Here is a 22,911-nt window from a genome sequence, read left to right on the forward strand (position 1 = left end):
TCTGACTGTGCCATGACCGATACTGTGATTACCGACGTACCCGACATCGAACACTGGCCCACCTGGACCACCGATTTGTTCCTGTGTACCAACCCCTACCACGAGCTGCTTAAAGCGCCCGTGCTTCAGGCAATAAGGTCGCATCGTGAACAATCGCAGGTCGCCATTGCCAGCCAGGTTGCGGTGAGCGCTAAACATGCGTTGTTTGAAAGTGAGCTGGATTTTCTGGAAACCGACGACGCCGACCTGCAAACGTTAAGGCAGGTGCTAACCGACCTGGTGTTGGAATGCGCCGCCAGCGTGAACGAACCCTACTGGACGGAAGGCGCCGAACCTGATGCCCAGATTATCGAAAGCTGGTATCACCTCACCGGTAATGGCGGTTATCACGACGCCCACTCACACCCGAACTGTTCCTGGTGCGGTATTTACTGCCTGGACCCGGGTGAATCCGATTTGCAGACACGAAATGGCGTAAACCGTTTTTACGACCCGCGCTACAATGCCGCTCATTATATGGATGCCGGTACGGCCTATCTGGATGGCACCGGCTTTTGGGATGTGGCGCCGGTAGCCGGTCAGGTGGTGATCTTCCCATCCTATTTAAAACACTCGGCGTTGCCGTATTTTGGCGATAAAGAGCGAGTGGTACTGGCCTTTAATGCACGGGTCGATTTGCTGTGATAAAGAACACAATCGAATCACCCACCGGGTTTCTGGCGGGTTATGAAAAGGCATTGTCGTCGCAACGTTGGTCAGCGGTTGAACCTTTTTTTCACGACGATGCCTGTGTGACGTTTGCCAACGGAACCTTCAAAGGTAAGGCGGCGCTGAGCGATGTTTTTCAGCAAAATTTTGGCAGCATTGAAGACGAGCAATACACCATCTCTAATGTGCACTGGGCCTATCAATCAACCGCTTCAGCCGTCGCGCTCTACGAATTTCACTGGCAAGGAATGATTGATGGCAAAGCGGCATCGGGCAGCGGTCGTGGTACTAGCGTCTTGATCTTCGAGCAAGAGCGCTGGTGGATCATCACCGAGCACCTCGGCCCGTTCGCTGATCAATAAAACAGTTTCCGAAAGAACACCCGCTAGTAACCCCGATTCAAACGTCGGTCGGTTTCCTGAAAATCGGTCGCCTTTGCTTGTCTTCCTCCAAACGTATTGCCAATACCAAAACCGGCAACGGCATCCGGATCAGGGCGTTGCCTTCCAGAAATCAGCAGGAACCGGGACGCGGGCATTTAAAACGAGACTGTATTTTCTGTGGTGCCGGGCCTGCCTGGGTTTGTTATCCTTGACGTTCTATCAGAATCATTAAGTTCGAACATGATCAAATGGATTGCTGGATTTCTCGTTGTTCTTTTTGTCGGTTTAATGCTTGTCACCATCAGCTCTCAGGTTGCCGACAGTTGGCGAGCCCATCAAAACGCGATGATTGCGATGGAAGAAAATCTGGCGACACAGAGCAAAAAACGGAGCGAAACGGCTGAGCGCATTGCGCTTATTCAGAGCAAACCGGAACTTGATGATCATGACCGCTGGCTGATCGATCATTTAAGTAAAACCTTGGCGGGTCTTGATAAAGCATTGTTAACGATCGATGCAGGTCAAGAACTGCTGCACAGAAGCCTGTTACGAACCTGGGTAGGCAATACGGTTCTGCTGCTGACTCTGTTGATTTTTGGGCTTGGTATGCTGGTCCGGCCCGCTAAGATATTGACTGCGGAAGAAAAACGCTGGTTAACCAGTGATCCTAAAACCATCCCGGGTCTTACTTTCAGTCCAAGCTCCTTTAGAAAAACCATCGCACCCACTCAAAATTCCAGTAATTTTGTTACCGGCCGAGTCAAAGCGGTCAATAAGAACGTACTGAAAGTCACTAACAGTGGAATACTGCGTCGTATGGCGCTGATGTTTATCATTGCACCTCAAGGTGGACTGATAATGGAAATCTATTTTCTCGTCGGCGATTTATTTGTTGAACCGATTCCCTTCTCCCAACTGCAGTGGGACAACATAGCGCGCAGTCTGTTGTTATCGATTCCGTTTACATTGGTCGGTCTATATTTGTTGGCTTCGGGCACCAGTAATGCGCAGCTTGATAGAAATCAGCAACGCATTATTTTCCCAGGAAATAAAGAAAATCTGTCGTTTAAAGACGTGGAATCAATACAGCTCAATGAGTTTCTGACGACCGGTAAACGCAGTTATATCAACAGCCAGATCCAACTCAATTTACGCAATGGTGATTGCCTTTCTCTGCTAAGCCACGCCGGCAAGGATCACATTTATGTCGATTTGATTCGTACGGCATTATTTATGAAAAAGCCGGTGGTATTGCCGGAGTCTTGATGGGATCACTCAACAAAAGCTGAGTCAGTTTTGCCAAGGTGGCTGTTACGTTACGGTTTTAACATACAGCATGGTGGGCAGTCCGTTCCATAAATCCTCGGTCTGGAACAACTTTCTGAAACCATAGCTTTCATAAAATGCACGGGTGTTTTGGTAACCCGGATGAGGCAATGTATCGCCCAGTGTTTTGACATGCAGGAATGAACAATGACGCCGCTTGGCGAGGGCCTCAGCAGCCGTCAAAAGTTGCGTGCCAATGCCTTGGTGATGATGCGCCAAGCTGACCGCCATTGAGTAGATTTCTGCTGTTGTGTCGTAGTGATACAGCAGCGATATAACGCCTTCGACGTTATTGTCGATCAACCCGACTAGGGAATTCGCTTCACACAATTGCTCAGCGTACTCGTTATTCAGTTCTTCACTGCCGAACCAGCCATCGAGCTCGGCAAAGATGTCAAAGCACCTCGTCCTATGGCTGTTCTGAAAAGGCTGAATCGATAGCATCTGCGTTGTCGGCATGGACGGTTAATCCCGCTCTTCATGCTGTGGCAGGTCATCGGTAATGTCGTACCAGGCCGCTTTGGAGCCCACAAAAATATGTTCCGTGGGCCGAATGCCAGGATCGCCGTCTACCGTTCCCAATGCAATGCTCGTTAAACGTCCATCAGCACCGGGCATACCCAAACTGGATGCGCAGGTTTTGCAGAATGCCCAGCCTTTACCCGGGTTCGGTTCGTAGATGCCAAGTTGATCTTCACCCTGTAACCATTGGAAATGCTCAGGATCAAAATCGGCATAGGTTGAAAAGGCGGTACCGTGAAAGCGACGACACATTGAGCAGTGGCAATGTTCTGCGCTGATCAAAGGACCACGAATTTCATAGCGGATGGTACCGCACAGGCACTGCCCTTGAATCGTCATTGATCGATCTCAGTCTCTTCGATGCTCATCAAGATGTGTGCTGGATTTTTGAGCAAATCGGGCGCCACGGACATCACCTCAAAAAACTTTATTAATGGAATGTGCCTAGTGATTTTCTTTGGGTTGGTAGTGAATGATTTCGTCAACATCGCCAAGCCCACCAAATTCGACGGTCACCTTGGGCAGACTCAGATAATGACAAATCCGAATCAGGATCGCGCCGATGGCAATCGTCAGCATGGCGTTAAAGCCAACCATCAGCGTTTGAAAATTTTCGACATCGGCCGGTCCGTGAAGCGTGCTGGCGCGGGCCAGTGGCAACTCGGCCATAAAGAGTGTCATTAAAATCAGGTTGATGACTTTCCAGGCCAGACCGACGATCAGCACGTTGATAAAGAGTTTGCGCGACCATTCGAATCGGTTGAGCACACCAATGGCTGCAATGAATAAGGTGGCCGACAACGCGGTGAATAGGCCAACCAGCCAGTCGAGGTGCGCCGCCAGAAAGCGCGCCAGTGGCGGAGCACTTTCAAGGTCGCGGCTGAGCTGTAACAGAAAGTCTGGATACAGCCAGTAAATGAGCAGGTTTTGCGCGATGCCAATTAAAGTCATCAAGGCGGCAAGAACAATAAAGACCCAGGCGAGCAGGGTAACAGAGTCGGATCTCAGTTCCCGTTCGGTCATGGACGGCGTCTCCTGTGTGATGCGTCGAGCGGGCGTCGTGTGTCGACGCCTCGGTGTTATCAGTGCTTATTCTTTAATAAAGCCGCGGCTTTGTAAGAACGGCAGCATATGCGGCCGCGCTTCTTTTTGCAGCATGCCGGATATTTGTTCCGTCCAACTTTGGCTGCGCGGGTTGCCGGTGCGTGTCTGATAGTACTGGCGCACCGTCGTATCATAGTCAGCTAATGCCTGTTCGTCGCCTGCATCGCTGTAACTCTCCTGTTTGAGCACCACCGATAATGGCAAGCGCGGTTTGACTTCCGGATTCTGGTCCGGGTGGCCGATGCACAAACCAAACAGCGGATAGGTCAGCTCTGGCAATGCCAATAGCTCGGAAACCGCAACCGGATTGTTGCGCAACGCACCGATGTAGCAGATGCCGAGTCCCTGACTCTCAGCAGCCACAACGACGTTCTGGGCGAAGAGTGCGCAGTCGACCGAGGCGGTCAGAAACTGTTCGGTAAAACCGCTTTTCATGGGCGCATTGTGCAGGTTGCATGCAATTTGGTGGCGATGCATGTCCGCGCAGAACACCAGAAAAACCGGCGCATCATTCACATAAGCCTGGTTGTTAGCCAGCTCGGCCAGTTGTGCCCGGCGTTCGCCCTGACTGATTTGAATGACGGTGCAGGCCTGAATAAAGCTCGACGTCGCGGCAGCCTGGCCCGCACGGATCAGATCTTCGACGGTTTCCTGATTAACCGGTTCCGTGGTGAACTTGCGGATGGAACGGTGGTTTTGCAGTTGGTTAAGAAGGTCGGTCATCGGGGACTCCAACTGGACATGATCGGTCTATTTTATCATTGATTACGACGCCTGGCGGCGCTCGGACCGGTATTTCTGAATGCGCTTGTTTTGCGGTGTTCTGCGCGGTACAAAACCGCCTTGCTTTTTTTGGGGGGCAGCGGTGTCTTCGTCTTCAGTTTCTCATCTGCGTTTGTGGGCATCGGGTGTCGCTGCGAGCACGTCGTTGGCGGTGGGTTATTTTCCCGTCGCCTTTTCGTTTGGTGTGGTGGCGTTGCAGGCGCAGTTGTCGGCGGGCCAGGCGCTGCTGATTTCGTTGATCGTATTTGCCGGCGCGTCGCAGTTTGTACTGGTCAGTCTGGTGGTCGCGGGTACGAGTTTCTGGCCAGCCCTGTCGGCGCTCTGGATGTTGAATTTGCGGCATCTGTTTTACGGCCCGGCCTTGGTGGCTCAGTTGTCTCGCCCGCCGGGGAAATGGTTGCCGTTTATCGCCTGGGGGCTGACCGACGAAATGTTCGCCACTGCCATGGCGGAGTCGTCCCGTCGTTCTTTGCCACCAGCTTGGTGTCTGGGCGTTGGCTGTGGTGCCTACGGTTCCTGGGTGCTCGGAACCCTGGTTGGCGTTTGGCTGGGCATGGAATTCGGTGGCGGTGAGGGGTGGTTTAATGACGCCCTATCGTTTGTTTTGCCGGCGCTCTTTATAGCTTTGCTGGGGCAGGCATTTGAGCGGTCATTGTGGCCGGTCATCGTGTCGACCGTCGTGGTGACAGCCGTGGCGTTGATCTGGTTGCCATCGCATCTTGCGTTGATGGTTGGCATGGTGCTGGGTGCCTGTACCCGGCCATTAACGGTAGCGAGGTCTGCCCAATGACCGATCATGAATTGTTGTTGCTGATTGTGCTGGCGGGTCTGGGAACCTATCTGATGCGCCTGTTGCCGATGCTCTATGGTCAGCAATTGGCGGCGGGTCGCGGGGCGTTTGCCTGGGTGTTAAGCGCGTTGGGTGTGGCGGCAATCACGGCGTTGATTGTGGTCTCGCTGGTGGGGCTGGTCATCGAAGAGGCTGGGTTGTTGCGCCTTCTGCTGGCCTCGCTGGTGGTCCTCGTGGTCTTAAAGTGGGTGCGCAATGTGGGCGTGGCAACCTTGTCGGGTGCCTTGGTGTATGGCCTGTTGGGCTTGGCGCTGGCTTGACCGCAGCACCCCATCGGAGCAAGTTGATGGTGGCTCAGTTAAAGAGGTAACGGTGTTGTTGGATTCGTGGATTTATGTCGTGGATCAGTACGGTGTACGAAATTATCGTCTGACATTTTTATCCTTACTGGCCGTGTTTATTTTGTACGGTTCCATCGCGCTATTGTCGCCGGTGTTGTTGTGGTTCGAACTGGCCGCGGCCAATGCCAATATTCACACCTACGCCGATGCTTTCTGGACCTTACAGATGGCGGCATCGACCATCGGTTTTGGTGATTATTATCCGGTCTCGTTCGGTGGTCGTTTAATCGTGGCTCTGATGTTTTATCTGGGTGTCGGGCTGGTGGGTTTTATCGGCGCTTTAGTGGCCGATAAGTTGCTCGGCTTTGCCGATACCAATGTGAAGAACTGGGAATTGCGGGAACAGAATGCGGTGTTGCTGGCGCACAATCGCGAGTTGGGACGTAAGATCGACAAACTGTTGGATCGATTCGAGGCCGACATTGAGCAGGAAAACAGCTAGCGGCCATCTCTTTTAGGGCGTGGCCGCTTCCGGTGAATCAGCCGAGCGGGCGCACGCCGATCAACAGGCCATGCAGCCAGAAGGCGAACACCAGGTAGCCCACCAGGCCGGCAATCAAAACGGCCATATCACGACCAAGGCCAAGAACGGGATAGGTCACGCCCTCAGCGCGATCACGACGACGCGACACCGCAAAGTCAGCAATGGCCCACACCAAGAAACCGCCAAACAGCAACAGATCGGCCAGCGTCCCGTTGGCGATTAAATGCGCCAGCGCCCAGACCTTGGTGGCCAGTAACATGGGGTGGCCCATGCGTGCCTTGATGCGGTTGCCCGGAACGTAGGCCGCCGCCAGCAGGACGAAAGCGAACAACATCAGCAAAGCCGCCAGATGGTAGGTCCATATCGGGCTGACCCACAGCCAGACTGGCGCCATGCGTGCCTGGCCGTAGCCCCAGACAATGAGTGCCAGGCCGATCAACGAAACCAATGCGAACAGGCCTTTCCAGGCCAGCTCACCGAGTTTTTCGATCAGCGCTGTCCGAACGTCGGGAATAAAGATGCGCACGGAGTGCGCGCCCAGAAATAACAGCAGGCCCAGAATTAACGCCGCCATCGTCTTGCCTCCATAAAAGGTCGTTGTTTGAGTCGAGCACGGTGGAGCCAGAGTAGAGGGCTTGGGCGAGGCTGTACAGATGCGATGCGATGAGCGGTATTTAACGTTCCAGATCAATGACGCGGGTCAGAATACTGAGCAACCATTCTTTTTCGCCGGAGTTCATAACCTGTTCAAAATGCGCCTCGTGAGCCAGCACTTTTTTGTGCAACTCATCGGTGAAGCGAATGCCATGATCGGTGAGATAGAGTGCGTATGAGCGACGGTCATTTTCCGACGGGCGGCGTTCGATTACGCCCAGTTTTTCCAACTTGTCGACGGCCGCCACCATGGCGGAGCGATCGGTCTCAATGGCCTGGGCCACAGCGGTTTGAGTAAGGCCAGGGTTATTGCGCACGATCGCCAGAATACCGAACAGGCCTGGCGTGATACCGGAGTCGGCACAGGTGGCGGTGAAGTTCTCAAAGTAGGCGAGCTGCGCCCGGCGCAGTCGATAGCCGACCAGTGAATTCAGCAGGGTGTAGTCGATGCTGGTTTTGGTCTCGCTCATAAAAATCTCATCGCCTAATTAGAGGAAGCCGCAAGCGCGGTTGCGTGATGGCGTGCAGTCTATCACCGACGGCACAAACCGGCGCCCGTCAGCCGGTCATAAAGAGCACCAGTTCCGGCCACAGAATCACCAGCGTGACCACCACCAGATCGGCGATCAGAAAATACGCCACGCCTTTGAAAATATCGACCAGGCTGGCGTATTGCGAGGCCACCGAGCGAATGACAAAGATGTTCATGCCAACCGGAGGCGTGATCATGCCAATTTCCAGCAGTTTGACCAACAGGACGCCAAACCAGATCAGACTGATGTCGTACTGTTCAAACACCGGCAACAAAATGGGCAGTGTGACCAGCATGGCCCCGAATGGGTCCATAAACAGGCCAAGAAAGAGGTAAATCAGCACCACCACCAGCATCAATTGCAGAAAGCTGAGTTCCCAGCCGGTCACCGCCATGCTGATAAATCCAGCCAGACCCGACAGGCTTAAAAAGACGGTGAACATGGTGGCACCCACACCAATGATCAGCAGGGATGCCGTGGTCGACAGGGTTTCCAGCAGGGCGGTTTTCAGTTGCCCGAGCGTCAGTTTGCCGAGCGCAAAACTGATCAGTAGCGCGCCGGCGGCGCCGACAGCACCGGCTTCTGTGGCGGTAAAAAAGCCGCTGAACAAACCGCCGAACACCAACGCGCCCAGCGCCAGCACGGGCCAGATTTCCAGCACGGCTTGGCGCACCGAATAACCTTCTACGCCCTCGGCCACGCGTGGTGCGATATCCGGCCGAAGCCAACTGACGATCAGAATCACCAGGCTGTAACTGAGCGCTGTCAGCAAACCAATGGTGATGCCGCCGAGAAACACCTGAGTGATGGATGTCTGCGCAAAGACGCCGTAGATGATCATTAAAATAGACGGTGGAATCAGCGCGCCAATGGTGCCGCCGGCGGCGATGGTGCCGCAGGCAAAGCTGGGTTTGTAGCCCGAGCGCACCATTTCCGGAATGGCGATACGACCCATGGCTGCGGCACACGCCAGGCTGGAACCGCTGACGGCGGCAAAGCCGGAGGCTGCAAAAATACTGGAGATGGCCAGGCCGCCCGGCAGCCAGCGAAACACCACTTTGGCAGCGTTGAACAGGCCGGCGGTTAGGCCAGCGTGGTAGCTGACAAAACCCATCAGCAAAAACATCGGCACCGCACTTAAAGTCCACTTAGCGATAAAGTCGTAGGGTGTGGACGCCAGCAAACTCAGCGCTGTTTCCCAGCCCAGCATCAGGCTGAGCCCACCGAGGGAGACCACCATCAACGCTAAGGCTACCGGCACGCGTAATGCGAGCAGCAGCATCAGCACCAGCAAGCCATAAAAACCGGTTTCAATTGACATGCGTTTGCCTACTGCGAAGCCATCGCAGTGCCGGTGTGATGCAGTCGCACTATGCGGATCAGACACACCAGCCCCGCGAGGGCAAAAGAAAGCGGCAGTACGAAATAGGTCGGCCAGACCGGGACTGCCAGATCGAGCGCCATCACATAGGCGCCCAGTTCAAATTGTTCGACCGCCTTGTCCCAGGTAGCCAGCGTAAAAACGCCATAGAGTCCGGCGGCAAGCAGGGCGACCAGACTGTCGAGCCAGCGCACGCCAGCGTCACCGAGAATGGCGGAAAAGGCTTCGACGGTAATCATCTGCTGTTTCCACTCCACCCAACCAAGCGGCAGTAACACCAGGGTGATCATGTAATAGCGGGTGACCAGTTCGATGGTCGCCGGTACCGAAACAGACAGGGTTGAGCGCAGCACCACATCGAGGGTGACGTGCACCATCATGGCGAGAATGCCCAGCGTGCCAAGCAACGCCAGACCGGCAACCAGACGATCGGAAAGGTGATACAGCCAACGCATCAGCAGTGTTCTCCGGGCAGAAATCAGCCGGCCCGACAAGCGCCGGGCCGGTACAACTGAGAGATTAGAGACCGTAGGTCGAGAAATCGACCTGATCCCACACCTGACGGTTCACTTCATCGGCAATCCGCTGAGGGTCGTTGTCGACCGATTCGGCGAAGTCGGTCCATTTATCGACCAACGCTTCAAAGCGTTCAACTTTGGCCGCGGCATCGGCAATGCCGTCGCGGTCCTGTGCCAGTTCAATGGCTTTTTGCAGGTCTTCGCGTTGGTAAGCGTTGGAGGCTTCCAGCAGATCAGCGCTGGGCTCAATGAACTCGATACCGGCATCGCGCGCAGCCGCTTCCGCGGCAGAAGGCATTTCATAGCCCCAGCGTTGCGTCGCCAGCGCACTCGCATAGCTGGACGTTTCGGCCAGCACACGACGATCTTCAGCGCTCATGCCATCCCAGGTGCGGGCGTTAATGGCGTGCGAGATGGTGGAGTGATAGGTGCCCATCGGCAATACCGTAATGTGCGTGACCACATCATCCAGGCGGAAGGAAATCAGGTCGGCGGTGGAGGCAATGGTGCCATCGAGCACACCCTGAGAGATGGCTTCGAAGGTTTCGCCGACGGATACATTAGCGCCATCAGCGCCCATCTCTTCGGCCCAGCGCGCAAAGTGCGGGCCGCCAACGCGCAGTCGCAAACCCTGCAGGTCGCCAAGATCACGCACCGGCTTGGTGGTCAGCAAGACGTAGATGTCGGAGGAATGACTGGAGCCATAGACCACACCCAGCTGCTTCAGTTCCGCCTGACAGTCGGCGCAGGTGACAATGTATTCGGTCATGGCCGCCGCCATCGCCTGAGCGTTGCTGCCGAGGAACGACAGGTTACCCACCAGGTTGATCTCGGAGAGATCGGCCGGGAAATAGGCGGGCAGGAACATGCCGGCATCGGACAAGCCTGAGCGAATGGCGGTACGCATGTTGCCCAGATTGGCGACTTCGGTGCCGAGAATCATGCCAGTCAGGTCGCCATCAGTGCGCGCATCAATTTGCTCAGCAAAGGCAGTAAACAGCGGCGTATGGCCGGGGTGGGCCGGTGGCGTTCCGGGCGTCAGTCGCAGCGTTTGGGCACTGGTCTGAGCGCCGAGCAAACCGCACGCCAGCAGCAAAGCCGCCACAGCGGCGGGAAGTTTCTTGGTCAGCATCGTTCGAACCTCTAGTTTTTGTTGGACTTGTTCTTAGAGCCGGGCGGTGCCCGCAACGATCGTTTTGTCAGGCCGAAGAGCCTGGTCGCCAACGAATTCGGTATCGGCGTACGCTGAAGTTTATGGCATAGATTGTTGTATTCATCAACAAAAAATCAGCGAGTGGCTACTAGAGGGGGGTTCCGGTGAAACGTAGTAGCATCCCTGAAACCCCCATTTTATATGGGCTTAGCGCTTATCAATCTGAGAGCGTCTGTACTTAGCTTGAAATGTGATAAAAATAAATTGTTTACAAATACAACAATCAAGGCTAGTTTTTTTTAGCCACAACAGCGGACCCCCTTAGGGCCAGGTAATAACAACGACTGAATAACCTGATCCGCTGTCCGACGATTCATCAGCCGCCGCTGCGCGGTGTTGCATACGGGTTCGAGCATGACACAGACGCCTTTGGTGAACTTCGACTTGAGCGAAGGTATTGCCCATATCCGCCTTAATCGGCCAGACAAACACAACGCCATTAATGACGCATTGCTGCTGGAACTGGAAGCCTGTTTCGACCCGGTGCCTAAAGGTGTGCGAGTGGTTGTTCTCAGTGGCGCGGGCGATAACTTTTGTGCCGGTCTGGATCTGGCAGAGCATCAGGCGCGTGAGCCATTCGAGGTGGTCAAGCATTCGCACAGTTGGCATCGCGTCTTTGGCAAAATCCAACAAGCCGGTGTGCCGGTGATTGCCGCACTGAAAGGTGCGGTGATCGGCGGCGGGCTGGAACTGGCAGCGGCGGCGCACATTCGCGTTGCCGAGCCCACCACCTATTTCCGGTTGCCCGAAGGTCGTCATGGCATTTTTGTCGGCGGCGGCGCTTCGGTGCGGGTGGCCCGATTAATTGGCACGGGTCGTATGACCGACATGATGCTGACCGGCCGAACCCTCGATGCCGATGAAGCCGAACGCTTTGGGCTGGTCCAGTATTGCGTTGGCAACAACGACGGCGATGCACACGCCCTAGAACTTGCACGCACCATTGCAACCAATTCTGAGCTGTCGAACTGGGCCATGGTGTCAGCGCTGTCGCGCATTGAAAACATGAGTTCCGACGACGGTTTGTATACCGAATCGTTGGTCGCGGGCATCACTCAGACCAGCCCGGAAGTACAAGCCCGCATCGGTCAGTTTTTGAATAGGAAAAAATAAGATGAACGCCTATGCCGATTCCGAAAACAGCGCGCTGAAATCCCGTTACGACGACGTTTATTTAATCGATGGTCGGCGTACGCCTTTTGCCGATTACTGCGGTGTGCTGCGCGATATTTCACCCACCGATCTGGGCATTTATGCCGCCCGTGCTTTGTTTGAAAAAACCGGCATTCCGGCGACAGAGGTCGACGCCATTGTCGCCGGTAATGTGGCGCAGTCGAGTTTCGATGCCTATCTGTTGCCGCGCCATATCGGTTTGTATTCCGGTATGCGTCAGGCAGCGCCAGCACTGTTGGTGCACCGGTTATGCGGCACTGGTTTCGAAGCGATTTTAACCGCCGCCGATCAGATTCAGCTGGGTAAAGCGCAGCTGGTGTTGTGCGCTGGGGCTGAGTCGATGTCACGTAATCCGGTGGCGTCATACACCCACCGCGCTGGCTTCCGCATGGGCCAGGTGGAGTTCAAGGATTTTCTCTGGGAAGCGACCATCGATACCGCGCCAGAAGTGTCCATGGGCGGCACCGCCGAAAACCTCGCCAGCCGTTACGGCATCAGTCGGGATCAAGCCGATGAGTTTGCTGCCCGCAGTTTTGCCAGCGCCGAACAGGCCTGGCAAAACGGTTGGTACGACGATGAAGTGGTGGCCGTCGAAAACGCTCATTGGACGCTCGATGGTTACGCCGATCGCGGCCTGAAACTGGCCGATAAAACGCAGCGTTTTGATAAAGACGGTCACATTCGGCATTCGCCGTTTGAGGTGCTGAATAAATTACGCCCGGCCTTTGGCGGCGTGCAAACCGGGGGTAATTCGTCCGGCATTGTGGATGGCGCCGCGGCGGTATTGGTCGCCTCGGGCGATTACGTTCGTGCCCACGGTTTGAAACCGCTGGCGCGTATCGTCGGTGGTTCGGTGGTTGGCGTACCGCCGGAAATTATGGGCATCGGTCCGGCACCGGCGATTCGTTCTTTGCTGGCCGATCAAACAATGTCGCTCACTGACATCGGCCGCATCGAAATTAACGAAGCTTTTGCAGCGCAATATTTAGCCTGCGAACAGGAACTCGGTCTGGATCGCGACAAGGTAAACCGTCATGGCGGCTCCATTGCTATTGGTCATCCATTGGGTGTTTCCGGCGTGCGCCTGACGCATACCGTGGCGCGTCAGATGAACGCCGACGATCAGCAGTTTGGCATTTCGTCCGCCTGTGCCGGTGGTGGTCAGGGTGTGGCTGTGTTGCTGGAAAACGTCTCTTAACGAAACCGGGGTGGACGTGTCGTTATGGAATTGAATTCTGCCAACATTCTGGTAACCGGTGCAGCGTCCGGTTTGGGTGAAGCGGTGGCGCGTTATCTGGTAACGCGTGGCGCGCGGGTTTTACTGGCCGATCTGAACAGCGACGCCGGCCATGCGCTGGCGCAAGAACTGGGTGAGTCGGCTTTTTTTGTGACCACCGATATCACCCGCGAAGACGAAGCGCGCCATGCCATTGAAACGCTGCGCGAGCGCTGGGGCGATTTACACGGCCTGGTGAATTGCGCAGGCATTCCTGGTGCGGCTCGCGTGTTAGGGCGCGAAGGCGTGCACGATTTAGAGCGTTTTTCGCGCGCCATCGGCGTCAATTTGATCGGCACGTTTAACATGATTCGACTGGCTGCCGAGGCCATGCAGCATACCCAGCCAAACGATCAGTTAGAGCAAGGCGTGATCATAAATACCGCTTCGGTCGCGGCGTACGATGGGCAAATTGGTCAGGCGGCTTATGCAGCCTCCAAAGGCGGCATTGTGTCGATGACGCTGCCGATTGCGCGTGAGCTGGCCAACTTCGGCATTCGGGTGATGACCATTGCTCCGGGTCTGTTCAAAACACCGATGATGGGAGCCTTGCCGGAAGAGGTGCAGCAGTCTTTGGGTGAGTCGGTGCCTTTCCCGGCGCGGTTGGGTGAACCGTCCGAATTCGCGTTACTGGTCGGTCAAATTTTCGATAATCCCATGCTCAATGGTGAGGTTATCCGGCTTGACGGTGCCTTACGCATGGCGGCGCGGTAACGGGTTATGACAGCGTATCGTGCTCCGATGGAAGATTACCGCTTTATCATCGAGCGGCTGTTATCCGATAACGAGCGGATGGCGGTCAGTCGTGATGATTTAGACGACGAGCTGCTGTTTGCCATTCTCGATGAAGCCGCACGCTTTGCCGAAGACCGAATGGCCTCGGCCTATCGCAGCGGCGATCAACAAGGTTGCACACTCGATCAAGGTCAGGTGAAAACCCCGGACGGCTGGCGTCAGTTGTATGCGGAATTTCGTGAGGCAGGCTGGACTGGATTGGCGCTTCCCGAAGCCATGGGCGGGCAGGGTTTACCGCGTTGGCTAGCGACACCGGTAACCGAATTCTGGCAGGGCGCAAACCTGGCATTTTCCATGTTTCAGCCGCTGACGGAAGGCGCGTTGGAAGCGCTCGAAACCAGTGGCGATAAAGCCTTGATGGATCGTTATGGCCCGGCGCTGGCCGCCGGAGACATGACCGCCACCATGGCGTTGACGGAAGCCGGTGCGGGCTCTGATTTAGGCTTGTTAAAAACGCGCGCCGAACCGGCCAGCAACGGAACGTATCGGCTCAATGGCAGCAAACAATTCATCACCTTCGGCAGCCACGATTTTTGCGATCGAATTCTGCATCTGGTGTTAGCACGATTACCCGATGCACCCGCTGGCAGCAAAGGCATTTCGCTGTTTGCCGTGCCCAGTCATTTAGACAACGGTCAAGCCAATGGTGTGCTGTGCACCGGCGTCGAAGAAAAACTGGGTTTACACGGCAGCCCCACCTGTTCGTTATCGTTCGACGATGCCCAAGCGCAGTTAGTCGGAGAGGCCGGTAACGGTCTGGCCATTATGTTTGTGATGATGAACGAAGCGCGTTTGTCGGTGGGCTTGCAGGGTGTGGCCGTCGCTGAACGCGCTTATCAAACCGCTTTGGAATGGGCGCATGAGCGTCGCCAGGGACGGCACCCAATCACCGGCGAAGCACCCAGCGCCATCATCGAGCATCCGGATGTCCGGCGGTTGTTGATGCGCCAGCGCTCGCAGACATTGGCGTCGCGGTTGCTGGCCAGTCATTTGGCGTTGCGTCTCGATCAGTCGCGGTTGCGCAGTCATCCAGAACGGGAATGGGCGCAACGTGAGGTGGAATTGCTGACGCCGGTGTTTAAAGCCTATTCAACCGAAATTGCCAATCGTCTGGTGGGCGATGCGATTCAGGTGTTAGGCGGCATGGGGTTTGTTGAAGAAACCGGTGTGGCGCAGTGCTACCGCGATTTGCGGGTGTCGACCATTTATGAAGGTACGACCGCGATCCAAGCGCAGGATTTTTTGCTGCGAAAAGTCGCCACCGATGGCGGTCAGTCACTGTTCCAATGGTTGAGCCGAGTTGATCAACAAGCGCCGACGCTGGTCGAAAGCACCCACGCCATTCGCACGACGGTGCAACAGTTACTGGCGGATGATACCGAGTTGTATCAACGCCTGGCTGGGTCAACTGCGTTGCTTGAAGCGGTCGGTATTCTGGCCAGCGCCTGGCAATTAAATCGTGCGCTCGCCTGTGCTCAGGATGATCATTACGGGCGCAACCTGCACGCGATCTGGGCGTTTTATCGAGCGCATTTTGTGGTCGAGATCGACGCGCAATTACGCCGTGCAGCGCAGGCAGTCGACGGTTTGAATTATCAGTTTGGTTAATGCTGTAGACGTTTAACGACAGACGTCAAAAAATAACAAACACCACAATAAAAACAATCTTAGGTGACACCATGAATGGCGCATTTCGCGATGTTCGCATCGGCCGCACCACGGCTGATTTGCAAGCTCAACCGGACGGCAGCCAAGTGCTGCGAGTACGCGAACCACTGGGCACGTATCCCGATACATTAATGGAACGACTGGACCATTGGGCCGAGGTCGCGCCCGATCGTCTCTTTGTCGCGCAACGAGATGCCACAGGCCAGTGGCGGCGTTTCAGCTATCGGCAAACACGGGAGGTGGTGCGCAAACTCGCGCAAGCGCTACTCGACCGGGGCTTATCGAGCGAACGGCCGGTGGCAATTTTAAGTGGTAATTCCATCGAGCATTTGCTGCTCGGCTTGGCAGCGATGTATGTGGGTATTCCTTACGCGCCGATTTCGCCAGCCTATTCGTTGATCAGTACGGACTACGGCAAACTGCGCCACATCATTGAGCTGTTAACGCCGGGTTTGTTGCTGGTGGAAAAAGGTGATGATTTTGCCGCCGCGGTAAATGCAGTGGCACCATCCGTTGAAACCTGGGCGATGGATCCCGGCCAGCAGTCGATGACCGCTTTTGACGCCTTGTTGGCAACCACCGTTACCGAAGCGGTCGACGAGGCTCACGCTCAGGTAACGCCCGATACCATTGCTAAGTTTTTGTTTACCTCCGGTTCAACCGGCATGCCTAAAGGCGTCATCAACACCAACCGCATGTTGTGTTCCAACCAGGAAATGCTGGTCAGTCTGATGGAATTTATGCGCGACGAGCCGCCGGTTCTGGTGGATTGGCTGCCGTGGAACCATACCTTTGGCGGCAATCACAACGTCGGTATCGTGCTTTATAACGGCGGTTCGCTCTACATCGATGATGGTAAGCCCGTGCCCGGGCAGATCGAAAAAACCCTGGCCAATTTACGCGAAATTGCGCCGACGGTTTACTTCAATGTGCCCAAAGGGTTTGAGTTATTGGCGGCAGAATTAGACGCTGATGAATCCTTGCGTCGCTTCTTTTTCAGCAAACTCAAACTGATGTTTTTTGCCGGTGCGGGGCTCGCGCAGCACGTCTGGGATAAGTTGGATGAACTGGCGCAAGAAACCATTGGCTCGAAAGTGGGAATGCTGACAGGGCTGGGCGCAACTGAAACGGCACCCTCGGCTTTATTCGCATCGCTGGAAGAATCGCAGTCGGGCGTTATCGGTCTGCCCGCTCACGGTGTTGACATAAAGTTGGTGCCCAACGGCGGCAAGTTGGAGTGTCGGGTTCGCGGGCCGAACGTGATGCCCGGTTACTGGCGTCAGCCGGACATTACCGCTCGGTGTTTTGATGAAGACGGTTTTTATTGCCTGGGTGATGCGGCCAAGTTTATCGATCCGGAAAACCCTCAGCGTGGCCTGCGTTTTGATGGTCGTATTTCCGAAGATTTTAAACTGGACACCGGTACCTGGGTCAGCGTTGGGCCGTTGCGCGCAAAAATTATTGCCGAAGGTGCACCCTTGGTGCAGGACGTTGTGATTGCCGGCCTGGACCGGCCCTTTGTCAGCGTGCTGATTTTCCCGGACCGGGAACAATGTCGCCAACTGGCCGGTTTGGGCAAAGACGCAGCGTTGACGGAGGTGCTTGACAGTGAACCGGTACGTTCGCGAGTTCGCGCCTTATTGCAGCAATTAGTCGATACCAGTACCGGCAGTTCCAACTGCGTGCGCCGCGCTATCTTGTTGGCCGAACCGCCGAAGCTGGATGCCCACGAAATTACCGACAAGGGATCGATCAACCAGCGTGCTGTGCTGGAAAACCGTGCTGAGCGGGTGGCCGATCTGTACAGCAAAACCCCAACCGATGCCGTTATCCGGCTGGACTGAGCAAGGACTCTTTATGCTGAAAAATACTCACACCCAGACCATCGAATGGGGCGATTGCGACCCGGCCGGTATCGTTTTTTATCCGCGTTATTTTGCGTATTTTGATGCCTGTACGGGCAAGCTTTTTGCTCGCGCTGGTTTCGATAAATTCGCCATGCTCAAGCAATTCAATATCGTTGGTTTTCCCATGGTGGATACGCGATCCAAGTTTTATATCCCCTCGCATTTTGGCGAAGAGGTGATCATCGAATCGACCGTCACTGAATTCCGTCGTTCCAGTTTTGATGTCCATCATCGATTGATGAAAGGCGATGATTTGGCCGTGGAAGGCTTCGAAACCCGGGTCTGGGTGGGTCAGGATCCAGACAACCTCGATGGCATCAAATCGCAGCCAATTCCGCAGGAGGTCATCGACGCTTTTCAGCGCGGTTGAGTGGAAGCTGGCACAGGCTGTTAACAATAATAACAAGGAGCTAAGCCATGAAATCCAGAACAAAGTTGATGGTTATTTTGACCACCTTGGGCACCGGTATAAGTTCCGCTGCCCTAGCGGAACAGCTCGAGTGTTCGCAACAAACGACGGCGCGTTTGGGGGTGTCCGATGTCCAGATCGATGTCGTCGAAAGCATCGCCGCCGGAGGCGAGGTGGCCGTCGGCCATTGCCGCCTAGCCGGGATAACTGGAGCGCATCGCGGCATGGATGGCAACGACTACGCCATTGGTTTTGAACTGCGCTTACCCGATGACTGGAATGGTCGTTTTGTGCATCAGTTTAATGGCGGCAATGACGGCGCGGTGGTGTCGGCGGTGGGTCCGCTGCTCGGTGGCGATGACAGCGATACGGCGTTATCGCGAGGCTATGCGGTGGTGTCGAGCAACGCGGGTCATCGTGGCGATGCTCATCCGGATGCCGGTCTGGCCGGTGGTGCACGCTTTGGTTTCGATGCCCAGGCTCGACGCGATTACGGCTATCAGGCAGTGGCCACGTTAAACCCACTGGCCGAGGCTATGGTCGAAGCCTATTACGATGCGCCCATTGAATATTCTTATGGTGTGGGAGGTTCCAATGGCGGACGTCATGCCATGGTTGCAGCCAGCCGACTGCCCGATGCCTTCGATGGTTTGCTGGCTGGATATCCGGGGTTTAATTTGCCCAAGGCGGCGATTCAACACGCCTGGGACGTGCAGGCATTTAAGGCGGTAACCGGTGATGTTCGCACCGCCTTCAGTCGCGACGATCTCGATCGAGTGGCCCGCAATATCTTAGCGCAGTGCGACAACCTCGACGGGCTGACCGATAACTGGGTCGCCGATGTCGATGCCTGTCAGCAAAAATACAACCCGGACTGGCTGCAATGCTCTCCCGGGCAGACTCAGGGGTGTTTGAGCGCGGCTCAGGTAACGGCACTGAAAACCGTACATCGTGGCCCACACAACAGTGCGGGCGAAGCGTTGTACAGTGACTGGGCGTGGGACAGCGGTATCGGTTCCGGTGATTGGCGGTTTTGGAAACTGGAATCGCCGATACCGCCCTGGGGGAATAATTCGCTGATCGCCGTTATGGGCTCGTCTTCGTTGGCGCAGCTGTTTACGACGCCGCCAACGCGTGTGGCCGGCTCGCCGCAGGCGCTGGAAGCCTATTTGCTGGCGTTCGATTTTGATCGCGATGCGCCGCTGATTAATAACAGCACTGCGCAATTTCCGGAGTCAGCGATGGACTTTATGACCCCGCCAGGAGCAGAGAATCCTGAGTTGGCAGATTTCCGTGATGCCGGTGGCAAGTTGATCGTCTTCCACGGCGTCAGTGATCCGGTATTTTCGGTGCGAGATACCACGCGTTGGTATCAAAAGCTGGATGCCAATAACGGTGCTAACGCAGCGGCTTTTGCCCGTTATTATCGCGTGCCCGGTATGCCGCATGGTGCGGGTGGTCCGGCGCCGGATGACTTCGATGTCTTCTCGGTCTTGGTCGATTGGGTCGAGCACGGTCGTGAACCCGGTGCGGTCACGGCCAGTGTGAGCGATGCTAATGAGGCTGGGCAGGCGATGCTGGGCGATGTCAGCCGGTTGCTGTGCCCTTACCCGCAGGTCGCGCGCTATGGGTCCGGCGAGCCGCATCGTGCCAGCAGTTTTAGCTGTCGATAAGCGGGGCGGGCGGTGAGCTGTCAGATCGGTTCATCGCCCAGACTGACTAAGAGGGTCCGCAGTAAGTGCGCCAGCTCAGCTTGTTGCGGTTCACTGAGCCCGGCGAGTAATTCGGCCTCGCGGGCAGCGTGTCGTTCCAGCACCCTATCCACTTTATCCAGGCCGGCTTTGCTGAGGGTGATGCGGACCGAGCGTCGGTTGTTGGGATCGGTCTCACGCGTCACCCAACCTTTATCAACCAGTCGGTCGATGCGGTTGGTGATGGCGCCCGAGGTGACCATCGCAGCGTCCGTTAACTGACCAGCCGTCAACCGGTAAGGCGCGCCGGAACGACGCAGTGTGGCCAGAATGTCGAACTCGTGGGACTGCAAACCATGCTCGGCGAAGTGCTTGCTCAAGCTGCTGGAGAGTCGGCGTTCTAAGCGCGCCAGTCGTCCGATGACGCCCATGGGCGAGGTATCGACATCCGGTCGTTCGCGTTGCCATTGCTCAAGAATGGAATCGACACCGTCCTTCATCGTGAATTCCTTAACGTTAAACTGTTTGACGGCAGTCTAACACCGAGATTAATATTTCAACATTAAAATGTTTAATGTTGAGGTTATTGCCATGTCAGCCATCAAAAGCAGCAGCCCGATCTGGCTGACCACCTTGATCACCGCCTACGCCCCCATGATTTGGGGTACGACCTATTTAACTACCACCGAATTCCTGCCGCCGGATCGACCCTTTCTGGCCGGCGCCGTGCGTTCTTTGCCGGCCGGTCTGGCGTTGCTGTTGTTAGTACGGCGTCTGCCGCAAGGTGCCTGGTGGTGGCGTTCGGCGGTGCTGGGCGTACTCAACATCGGTGTTTTTTTCGCACTGTTGTTTGTTGCCGCCTACCGGTTACCCGGCGGCGTCGCAGCCACCTTGGGTGCGGTACAGCCGCTCTGGGTTGCCGTGTTGGCCTGGCTGGTGCTTGCAGAAAAACCGGGGCTTTGGCGACTGGGCTGGGGGCTGGCCGGTGTGGTCGGTGTGGCCTTACTGGTGCTGAAAGGTGAGCTTTGGCTCGATCCGGTTGGTTTGATGGCCGGTCTGGTGGCCATGGGCTCTATGGGCCTGGGTGTGGTGCTGACGCGCCACTGGGGTCGGCCAACCAGCATGCTGGCACTGACCGCCTGGCAGTTGATCGCTGGCGGACTCTTGCTGATGCCATTGGCGCTGTGGGTGGAAGGCCTGCCGCCGATGCTTGATGCTCGCGCCGTAGCGGGTTATCTGTGGTTGTCGATTCCCGGCTCTATTGTGGCGTATTGGTTGTGGTTTCGCGGCATTAACCAACTGCCGGTCTCGGCGGTGTCGTTTCTCGGTTTGCTGTCACCGGTGGTGGCAACCTTGTTGGGTTGGTGGGTACTGGGTCAGGCGCTCTCGGCCTGGCAATGGCTCGGCTTTCTGTTGGCGTTGGCCGCCATGCTGGCGGCGCAGTTCCAACCGAAATGGGGCCTGGGCCGGTTTAGCCCAGGTAGAGCGGGTGTTTAAGCAACACCGCGTAGGTTTGCCAAAAGCCGGGCTTGGTCGGTGTGCGTGGCGATGGGTTCATCATGGCTCCCTCTGTCGTGGAGTGTCGGTCTGGCTGTGACTATGAAAGCAGGTTAGTTGAGCCTGAATGTTAGGTAAAATATATTGCTGTTAATTAAATGATAGCTATTGACTAATATGTGACAGGCTTTACACCTTGCCCATGGCACCGCGCCCCGCCTTGGGGTAAAGTGCACGCCCCCGCTGACCGGCGGGCTTTTTTCTCACTGCCCGATTCCACAAGAGACACCTCCTCACGATGAGTTTTGCCCCTTTGGGCCTTGCCACCCCCTTATTGAAAGCCGTGGCCGATCAAGGTTACGAGACGCCTTCCCCCATTCAAGCCCAAGCCATTCCCGCCGTCCTCCAGGGCCGCGATGTGATGGCGGCTGCCCAGACGGGCACAGGCAAGACGGCCGGTTTTACGCTGCCGTTGTTGCATCGTCTGAGTGAAGGGCAACGCGCTGGCAGCAACCGCGCCCGCGCCCTGATTTTAACGCCAACGCGCGAACTGGCCGCTCAGATCGGCGAAAATGTCACCGCTTACAGCAAATACCTGTCGATGCGTTCGGCCGTGGTATTCGGCGGCGTCAGCATCAACCCGCAGATGAAAGCGCTGCGTCAGGGTGTGGATGTGCTGGTGGCAACACCGGGTCGTCTGCTCGATCTGTACAACCAGAACGCGGTGCGGTTTAGCGATCTGGAAGTGCTGGTGCTGGATGAAGCCGACCGTATGCTCGACATGGGCTTTATTAACGACATTAAGAAGATTCTTAAAGTGTTGCCGGCCAAGCGTCAGAACCTGTTGTTCTCGGCGACCTTCTCCGACGACATTCGCAAGCTGGCTAAAGGTCTGGTTAACGACCCGGTCGAAATTGACGTCAGCCCGCGTAATTCGACCGTTAAAACCGTCACGCAGACGGTTTACACCGTCGATAAAAAGCGCAAACCGGCGCTGCTGACGCAACTGATTCAGGACGGTAACTGGCGTCAGGCGCTGGTGTTTACCAAGACCAAGCACGGCGCTAATCGCCTGAGCGAACACCTGGAAAAGAACGGCATTCGCTCGGCGGCCATTCACGGCAACAAAAGCCAGGGTGCGCGCACCAAGGCGCTGTCCGGTTTTAAAGCGGGCAAGATTAATATTCTGGTCGCGACCGACATTGCGGCGCGTGGTCTGGATATCGATCAACTGCCGCAGGTGGTGAACTTCGATCTGCCCAACGTGCCGGAAGATTACGTGCACCGCATTGGCCGCACCGGTCGTGCGGGCGCTAAAGGCCAAGCGTATTCACTGGTCAGTGCCGATGAAGCCAAGTTGTTGGCGGCCATCGAACGCTTGACCAAGCAGACCATCACCCGCACCACGCTCGATGGTTTTGAGCCGGACCAGAACGTGCCTCATGCGCGCCCTGACGACAAACCGCGTGCGCGTCGTCCGGGTAACGGCAGTGGTGGTCGCGGTAATGCTAATGGCGGCGGACGTGGCAATGGCGGTGGCAATCGCAGCCAGGGTAACCGTAGCCAGCGTTCGAATGGCAATGGCCAGAGCCAGGGTCGTGATGGGCAAAGTCGCGATGGTCAGCCAGCACGGCGTCGACCACGCAGCGGTAACCGCTCTGGTAACCGCACGCCAAATGGCAATCGCGCTTGATC

25 protein-coding genes are annotated in these 22,911 nt (G+C 56.0%); 15 read left to right on the forward strand and 10 right to left on the reverse strand.

Annotated features, from left to right (window positions below; translation table 11 throughout):
* Nucleotides 1-12 precede the first annotated feature (12 nt).
* From BGP77_RS06580 to BGP77_RS06590, 3 genes are all read left to right on the forward strand, one after another.
* A complete protein-coding gene (locus tag BGP77_RS06580; protein WP_108163917.1) occupies nucleotides 13-684 on the forward strand; it encodes a putative 2OG-Fe(II) oxygenase in 672 nt (223 codons plus the stop codon).
* Nucleotides 681-1,070, forward strand: a complete 390-nt coding sequence (locus tag BGP77_RS06585; RefSeq protein WP_233252316.1) for a nuclear transport factor 2 family protein — start codon at nucleotides 681-683, stop codon at nucleotides 1,068-1,070. Before BGP77_RS06580 ends, BGP77_RS06585 begins: the two co-directional genes overlap by 4 nt.
* A 261-nt stretch (nucleotides 1,071-1,331) precedes the next feature.
* A complete protein-coding gene (locus BGP77_RS06590; RefSeq protein ID WP_146171208.1) occupies nucleotides 1,332-2,357 on the forward strand; it encodes a hypothetical protein in 1,026 nt (341 codons plus the stop codon).
* Between the two features lie 45 nt (nucleotides 2,358-2,402).
* On the opposite strand, the gene BGP77_RS06595 is transcribed toward BGP77_RS06590, so the two are convergent.
* From BGP77_RS06595 to nfsA, 4 genes are all read right to left on the reverse strand, one after another.
* Nucleotides 2,403-2,876, reverse strand: a complete 474-nt coding sequence (locus tag BGP77_RS06595) for a GNAT family N-acetyltransferase (RefSeq protein ID WP_108163919.1) — start codon at nucleotides 2,874-2,876, stop codon at nucleotides 2,403-2,405.
* A gap of 6 nt (nucleotides 2,877-2,882) precedes the next feature.
* A complete protein-coding gene (locus tag BGP77_RS06600) occupies nucleotides 2,883-3,278 on the reverse strand; it encodes a GFA family protein (RefSeq protein ID WP_108163920.1) in 396 nt (131 codons plus the stop codon).
* Between the two features lie 105 nt (nucleotides 3,279-3,383).
* Nucleotides 3,384-3,962: a hypothetical protein gene (locus tag BGP77_RS06605; RefSeq protein ID WP_108163921.1), complete on the reverse strand. Its 579-nt coding sequence runs from the start codon at nucleotides 3,960-3,962 to the stop codon at nucleotides 3,384-3,386.
* Between the two features lie 66 nt (nucleotides 3,963-4,028).
* Entirely contained in the window at nucleotides 4,029-4,766 is a 738-nt protein-coding gene (gene nfsA, locus BGP77_RS06610; protein WP_108163922.1) for an oxygen-insensitive NADPH nitroreductase, read from the reverse strand.
* Nucleotides 4,767-4,908: 142 nt separating this feature from the next.
* Here nfsA and BGP77_RS06615 point away from each other — a divergent pair, with 142 nt between their 5' ends.
* The 3 genes from BGP77_RS06615 to BGP77_RS06625 are packed head-to-tail and all read left to right on the forward strand — an operon-like array spanning nucleotide 4,909 to nucleotide 6,459.
* Entirely contained in the window at nucleotides 4,909-5,616 is a 708-nt protein-coding gene (locus tag BGP77_RS06615) for an AzlC family ABC transporter permease (RefSeq protein ID WP_158269294.1), read from the forward strand.
* The gene (locus BGP77_RS06620; protein ID WP_108163924.1) at nucleotides 5,613-5,936 is read left to right on the forward strand and encodes an AzlD domain-containing protein; all 324 of its coding nucleotides are present in this window, start codon (nucleotides 5,613-5,615) and stop codon (nucleotides 5,934-5,936) included. Before BGP77_RS06615 ends, BGP77_RS06620 begins: the two co-directional genes overlap by 4 nt.
* A 52-nt stretch (nucleotides 5,937-5,988) precedes the next feature.
* Nucleotides 5,989-6,459 carry an ion channel gene (locus tag BGP77_RS06625; RefSeq protein ID WP_158269295.1) on the forward strand — a complete coding sequence of 157 codons (471 nt, stop codon included), beginning with the start codon at nucleotides 5,989-5,991 and terminating at the stop codon, nucleotides 6,457-6,459.
* A gap of 37 nt (nucleotides 6,460-6,496) precedes the next feature.
* Here BGP77_RS06625 and BGP77_RS06630 read toward each other — a convergent pair whose 3' ends face one another.
* The 5 genes from BGP77_RS06630 to BGP77_RS06650 form a co-directional block, all read right to left on the reverse strand.
* Nucleotides 6,497-7,075, reverse strand: coding sequence for an NnrU family protein (locus BGP77_RS06630; RefSeq protein ID WP_108163926.1), 579 nt, complete (start codon nucleotides 7,073-7,075; stop codon nucleotides 6,497-6,499).
* 100 nt (nucleotides 7,076-7,175) lie between these two features.
* On the reverse strand, nucleotides 7,176-7,625 hold the full coding sequence (locus BGP77_RS06635; protein WP_108163927.1) for a MarR family winged helix-turn-helix transcriptional regulator: 450 nt from the start codon (nucleotides 7,623-7,625) through the stop codon (nucleotides 7,176-7,178).
* 88 nt (nucleotides 7,626-7,713) lie between these two features.
* Nucleotides 7,714-9,009 carry a TRAP transporter large permease gene (locus BGP77_RS06640; RefSeq protein WP_108163928.1) on the reverse strand — a complete coding sequence of 432 codons (1,296 nt, stop codon included), beginning with the start codon at nucleotides 9,007-9,009 and terminating at the stop codon, nucleotides 7,714-7,716.
* Between the two features lie 8 nt (nucleotides 9,010-9,017).
* Nucleotides 9,018-9,524: a TRAP transporter small permease gene (locus tag BGP77_RS06645; RefSeq protein WP_108163929.1), complete on the reverse strand. Its 507-nt coding sequence runs from the start codon at nucleotides 9,522-9,524 to the stop codon at nucleotides 9,018-9,020.
* Between the two features lie 64 nt (nucleotides 9,525-9,588).
* A complete protein-coding gene (locus tag BGP77_RS06650; protein ID WP_108163930.1) occupies nucleotides 9,589-10,719 on the reverse strand; it encodes a C4-dicarboxylate TRAP transporter substrate-binding protein in 1,131 nt (376 codons plus the stop codon).
* 435 nt (nucleotides 10,720-11,154) lie between these two features.
* On the opposite strand from BGP77_RS06650, the gene BGP77_RS06655 reads away from it, so the two are divergent.
* The 7 genes from BGP77_RS06655 to BGP77_RS06685 all read left to right on the forward strand — a co-directional run bounded on the left by BGP77_RS06655 (nucleotide 11,155) and on the right by BGP77_RS06685 (nucleotide 19,701).
* Complete coding sequence (locus BGP77_RS06655; RefSeq protein ID WP_108163931.1) at nucleotides 11,155-11,913, forward strand: crotonase/enoyl-CoA hydratase family protein; 759 nt, start codon at nucleotides 11,155-11,157, stop codon at nucleotides 11,911-11,913.
* A gap of 1 nt (nucleotide 11,914) precedes the next feature.
* Nucleotides 11,915-13,171 carry a thiolase family protein gene (locus BGP77_RS06660; protein ID WP_108163932.1) on the forward strand — a complete coding sequence of 419 codons (1,257 nt, stop codon included), beginning with the start codon at nucleotides 11,915-11,917 and terminating at the stop codon, nucleotides 13,169-13,171.
* Between the two features lie 24 nt (nucleotides 13,172-13,195).
* Entirely contained in the window at nucleotides 13,196-13,963 is a 768-nt protein-coding gene (locus tag BGP77_RS06665) for a 3-hydroxyacyl-CoA dehydrogenase (RefSeq protein ID WP_108163933.1), read from the forward strand.
* 6 nt (nucleotides 13,964-13,969) lie between these two features.
* Entirely contained in the window at nucleotides 13,970-15,652 is a 1,683-nt protein-coding gene (locus BGP77_RS06670; RefSeq protein ID WP_108163934.1) for an acyl-CoA dehydrogenase family protein, read from the forward strand.
* Between the two features lie 71 nt (nucleotides 15,653-15,723).
* Nucleotides 15,724-17,556, forward strand: a complete 1,833-nt coding sequence (locus BGP77_RS06675; protein WP_108163935.1) for a feruloyl-CoA synthase — start codon at nucleotides 15,724-15,726, stop codon at nucleotides 17,554-17,556.
* A gap of 13 nt (nucleotides 17,557-17,569) precedes the next feature.
* Nucleotides 17,570-17,989 (forward strand): thioesterase family protein, encoded by a 420-nt coding sequence (locus BGP77_RS06680; RefSeq protein ID WP_108163936.1) that lies wholly within the window; start codon nucleotides 17,570-17,572, stop codon nucleotides 17,987-17,989.
* Between the two features lie 47 nt (nucleotides 17,990-18,036).
* Nucleotides 18,037-19,701, forward strand: a complete 1,665-nt coding sequence (locus BGP77_RS06685; RefSeq protein ID WP_108163937.1) for a tannase/feruloyl esterase family alpha/beta hydrolase — start codon at nucleotides 18,037-18,039, stop codon at nucleotides 19,699-19,701.
* A 20-nt stretch (nucleotides 19,702-19,721) separates the two neighbouring features.
* Here BGP77_RS06685 and BGP77_RS06690 read toward each other — a convergent pair whose 3' ends face one another.
* Nucleotides 19,722-20,219: a MarR family winged helix-turn-helix transcriptional regulator gene (locus tag BGP77_RS06690; RefSeq protein WP_108163938.1), complete on the reverse strand. Its 498-nt coding sequence runs from the start codon at nucleotides 20,217-20,219 to the stop codon at nucleotides 19,722-19,724.
* A 91-nt stretch (nucleotides 20,220-20,310) separates the two neighbouring features.
* Here BGP77_RS06690 and BGP77_RS06695 point away from each other — a divergent pair, with 91 nt between their 5' ends.
* Together BGP77_RS06695 and BGP77_RS06700 are read left to right on the forward strand one after the other, a co-directional pair.
* The gene (locus BGP77_RS06695; protein WP_199224208.1) at nucleotides 20,311-21,216 is read left to right on the forward strand and encodes an EamA family transporter; all 906 of its coding nucleotides are present in this window, start codon (nucleotides 20,311-20,313) and stop codon (nucleotides 21,214-21,216) included.
* Nucleotides 21,217-21,514: 298 nt separating this feature from the next.
* Nucleotides 21,515-22,909: a DEAD/DEAH box helicase gene (locus BGP77_RS06700; protein ID WP_108163940.1), complete on the forward strand. Its 1,395-nt coding sequence runs from the start codon at nucleotides 21,515-21,517 to the stop codon at nucleotides 22,907-22,909.
* Nucleotides 22,910-22,911 lie beyond the last annotated feature (2 nt).

The sequence above is a fragment of the Saccharospirillum sp. MSK14-1 genome, from assembly GCF_003054965.1.
In the GTDB taxonomy this organism is placed as follows: Bacteria; Pseudomonadota; Gammaproteobacteria; order Pseudomonadales; family Natronospirillaceae; genus Saccharospirillum.

Bases quoted from the DNA above. Each gene is read 5' to 3' on its own strand.
- BGP77_RS06700 (WP_108163940.1), top strand. From the start codon at position 21,515: ATGAGTTTTGCCCCTTTGGGCCTTGCCACCCCCTTATTGAAAGCCGTG.
- BGP77_RS06645 (WP_108163929.1), bottom strand. From the start codon at position 9,524: ATGCGTTGGCTGTATCACCTTTCCGATCGTCTGGTTGCCGGTCTGGCG.
- BGP77_RS06600 (WP_108163920.1), bottom strand. From the start codon at position 3,278: ATGACGATTCAAGGGCAGTGCCTGTGCGGTACCATCCGCTATGAAATT.
- BGP77_RS06680 (WP_108163936.1), top strand. From the start codon at position 17,570: ATGCTGAAAAATACTCACACCCAGACCATCGAATGGGGCGATTGCGAC.
- BGP77_RS06620 (WP_108163924.1), top strand. From the start codon at position 5,613: ATGACCGATCATGAATTGTTGTTGCTGATTGTGCTGGCGGGTCTGGGA.
- BGP77_RS06580 (WP_108163917.1), top strand. From the start codon at position 13: ATGACCGATACTGTGATTACCGACGTACCCGACATCGAACACTGGCCC.
- BGP77_RS06660 (WP_108163932.1), top strand. From the start codon at position 11,915: ATGAACGCCTATGCCGATTCCGAAAACAGCGCGCTGAAATCCCGTTAC.
- BGP77_RS06650 (WP_108163930.1), bottom strand. From the start codon at position 10,719: ATGCTGACCAAGAAACTTCCCGCCGCTGTGGCGGCTTTGCTGCTGGCG.
- BGP77_RS06670 (WP_108163934.1), top strand. From the start codon at position 13,970: ATGACAGCGTATCGTGCTCCGATGGAAGATTACCGCTTTATCATCGAG.
- nfsA (WP_108163922.1), bottom strand. From the start codon at position 4,766: ATGACCGACCTTCTTAACCAACTGCAAAACCACCGTTCCATCCGCAAG.
- BGP77_RS06605 (WP_108163921.1), bottom strand. From the start codon at position 3,962: ATGACCGAACGGGAACTGAGATCCGACTCTGTTACCCTGCTCGCCTGG.
- BGP77_RS06690 (WP_108163938.1), bottom strand. From the start codon at position 20,219: ATGAAGGACGGTGTCGATTCCATTCTTGAGCAATGGCAACGCGAACGA.
- BGP77_RS06665 (WP_108163933.1), top strand. From the start codon at position 13,196: ATGGAATTGAATTCTGCCAACATTCTGGTAACCGGTGCAGCGTCCGGT.
- BGP77_RS06640 (WP_108163928.1), bottom strand. From the start codon at position 9,009: ATGTCAATTGAAACCGGTTTTTATGGCTTGCTGGTGCTGATGCTGCTG.
- BGP77_RS06630 (WP_108163926.1), bottom strand. From the start codon at position 7,075: ATGGCGGCGTTAATTCTGGGCCTGCTGTTATTTCTGGGCGCGCACTCC.
- BGP77_RS06635 (WP_108163927.1), bottom strand. From the start codon at position 7,625: ATGAGCGAGACCAAAACCAGCATCGACTACACCCTGCTGAATTCACTG.
- BGP77_RS06675 (WP_108163935.1), top strand. From the start codon at position 15,724: ATGAATGGCGCATTTCGCGATGTTCGCATCGGCCGCACCACGGCTGAT.
- BGP77_RS06685 (WP_108163937.1), top strand. From the start codon at position 18,037: ATGAAATCCAGAACAAAGTTGATGGTTATTTTGACCACCTTGGGCACC.
- BGP77_RS06595 (WP_108163919.1), bottom strand. From the start codon at position 2,876: ATGCCGACAACGCAGATGCTATCGATTCAGCCTTTTCAGAACAGCCAT.
- BGP77_RS06695 (WP_199224208.1), top strand. From the start codon at position 20,311: ATGTCAGCCATCAAAAGCAGCAGCCCGATCTGGCTGACCACCTTGATC.
- BGP77_RS06590 (WP_146171208.1), top strand. From the start codon at position 1,332: ATGATCAAATGGATTGCTGGATTTCTCGTTGTTCTTTTTGTCGGTTTA.
- BGP77_RS06655 (WP_108163931.1), top strand. From the start codon at position 11,155: ATGACACAGACGCCTTTGGTGAACTTCGACTTGAGCGAAGGTATTGCC.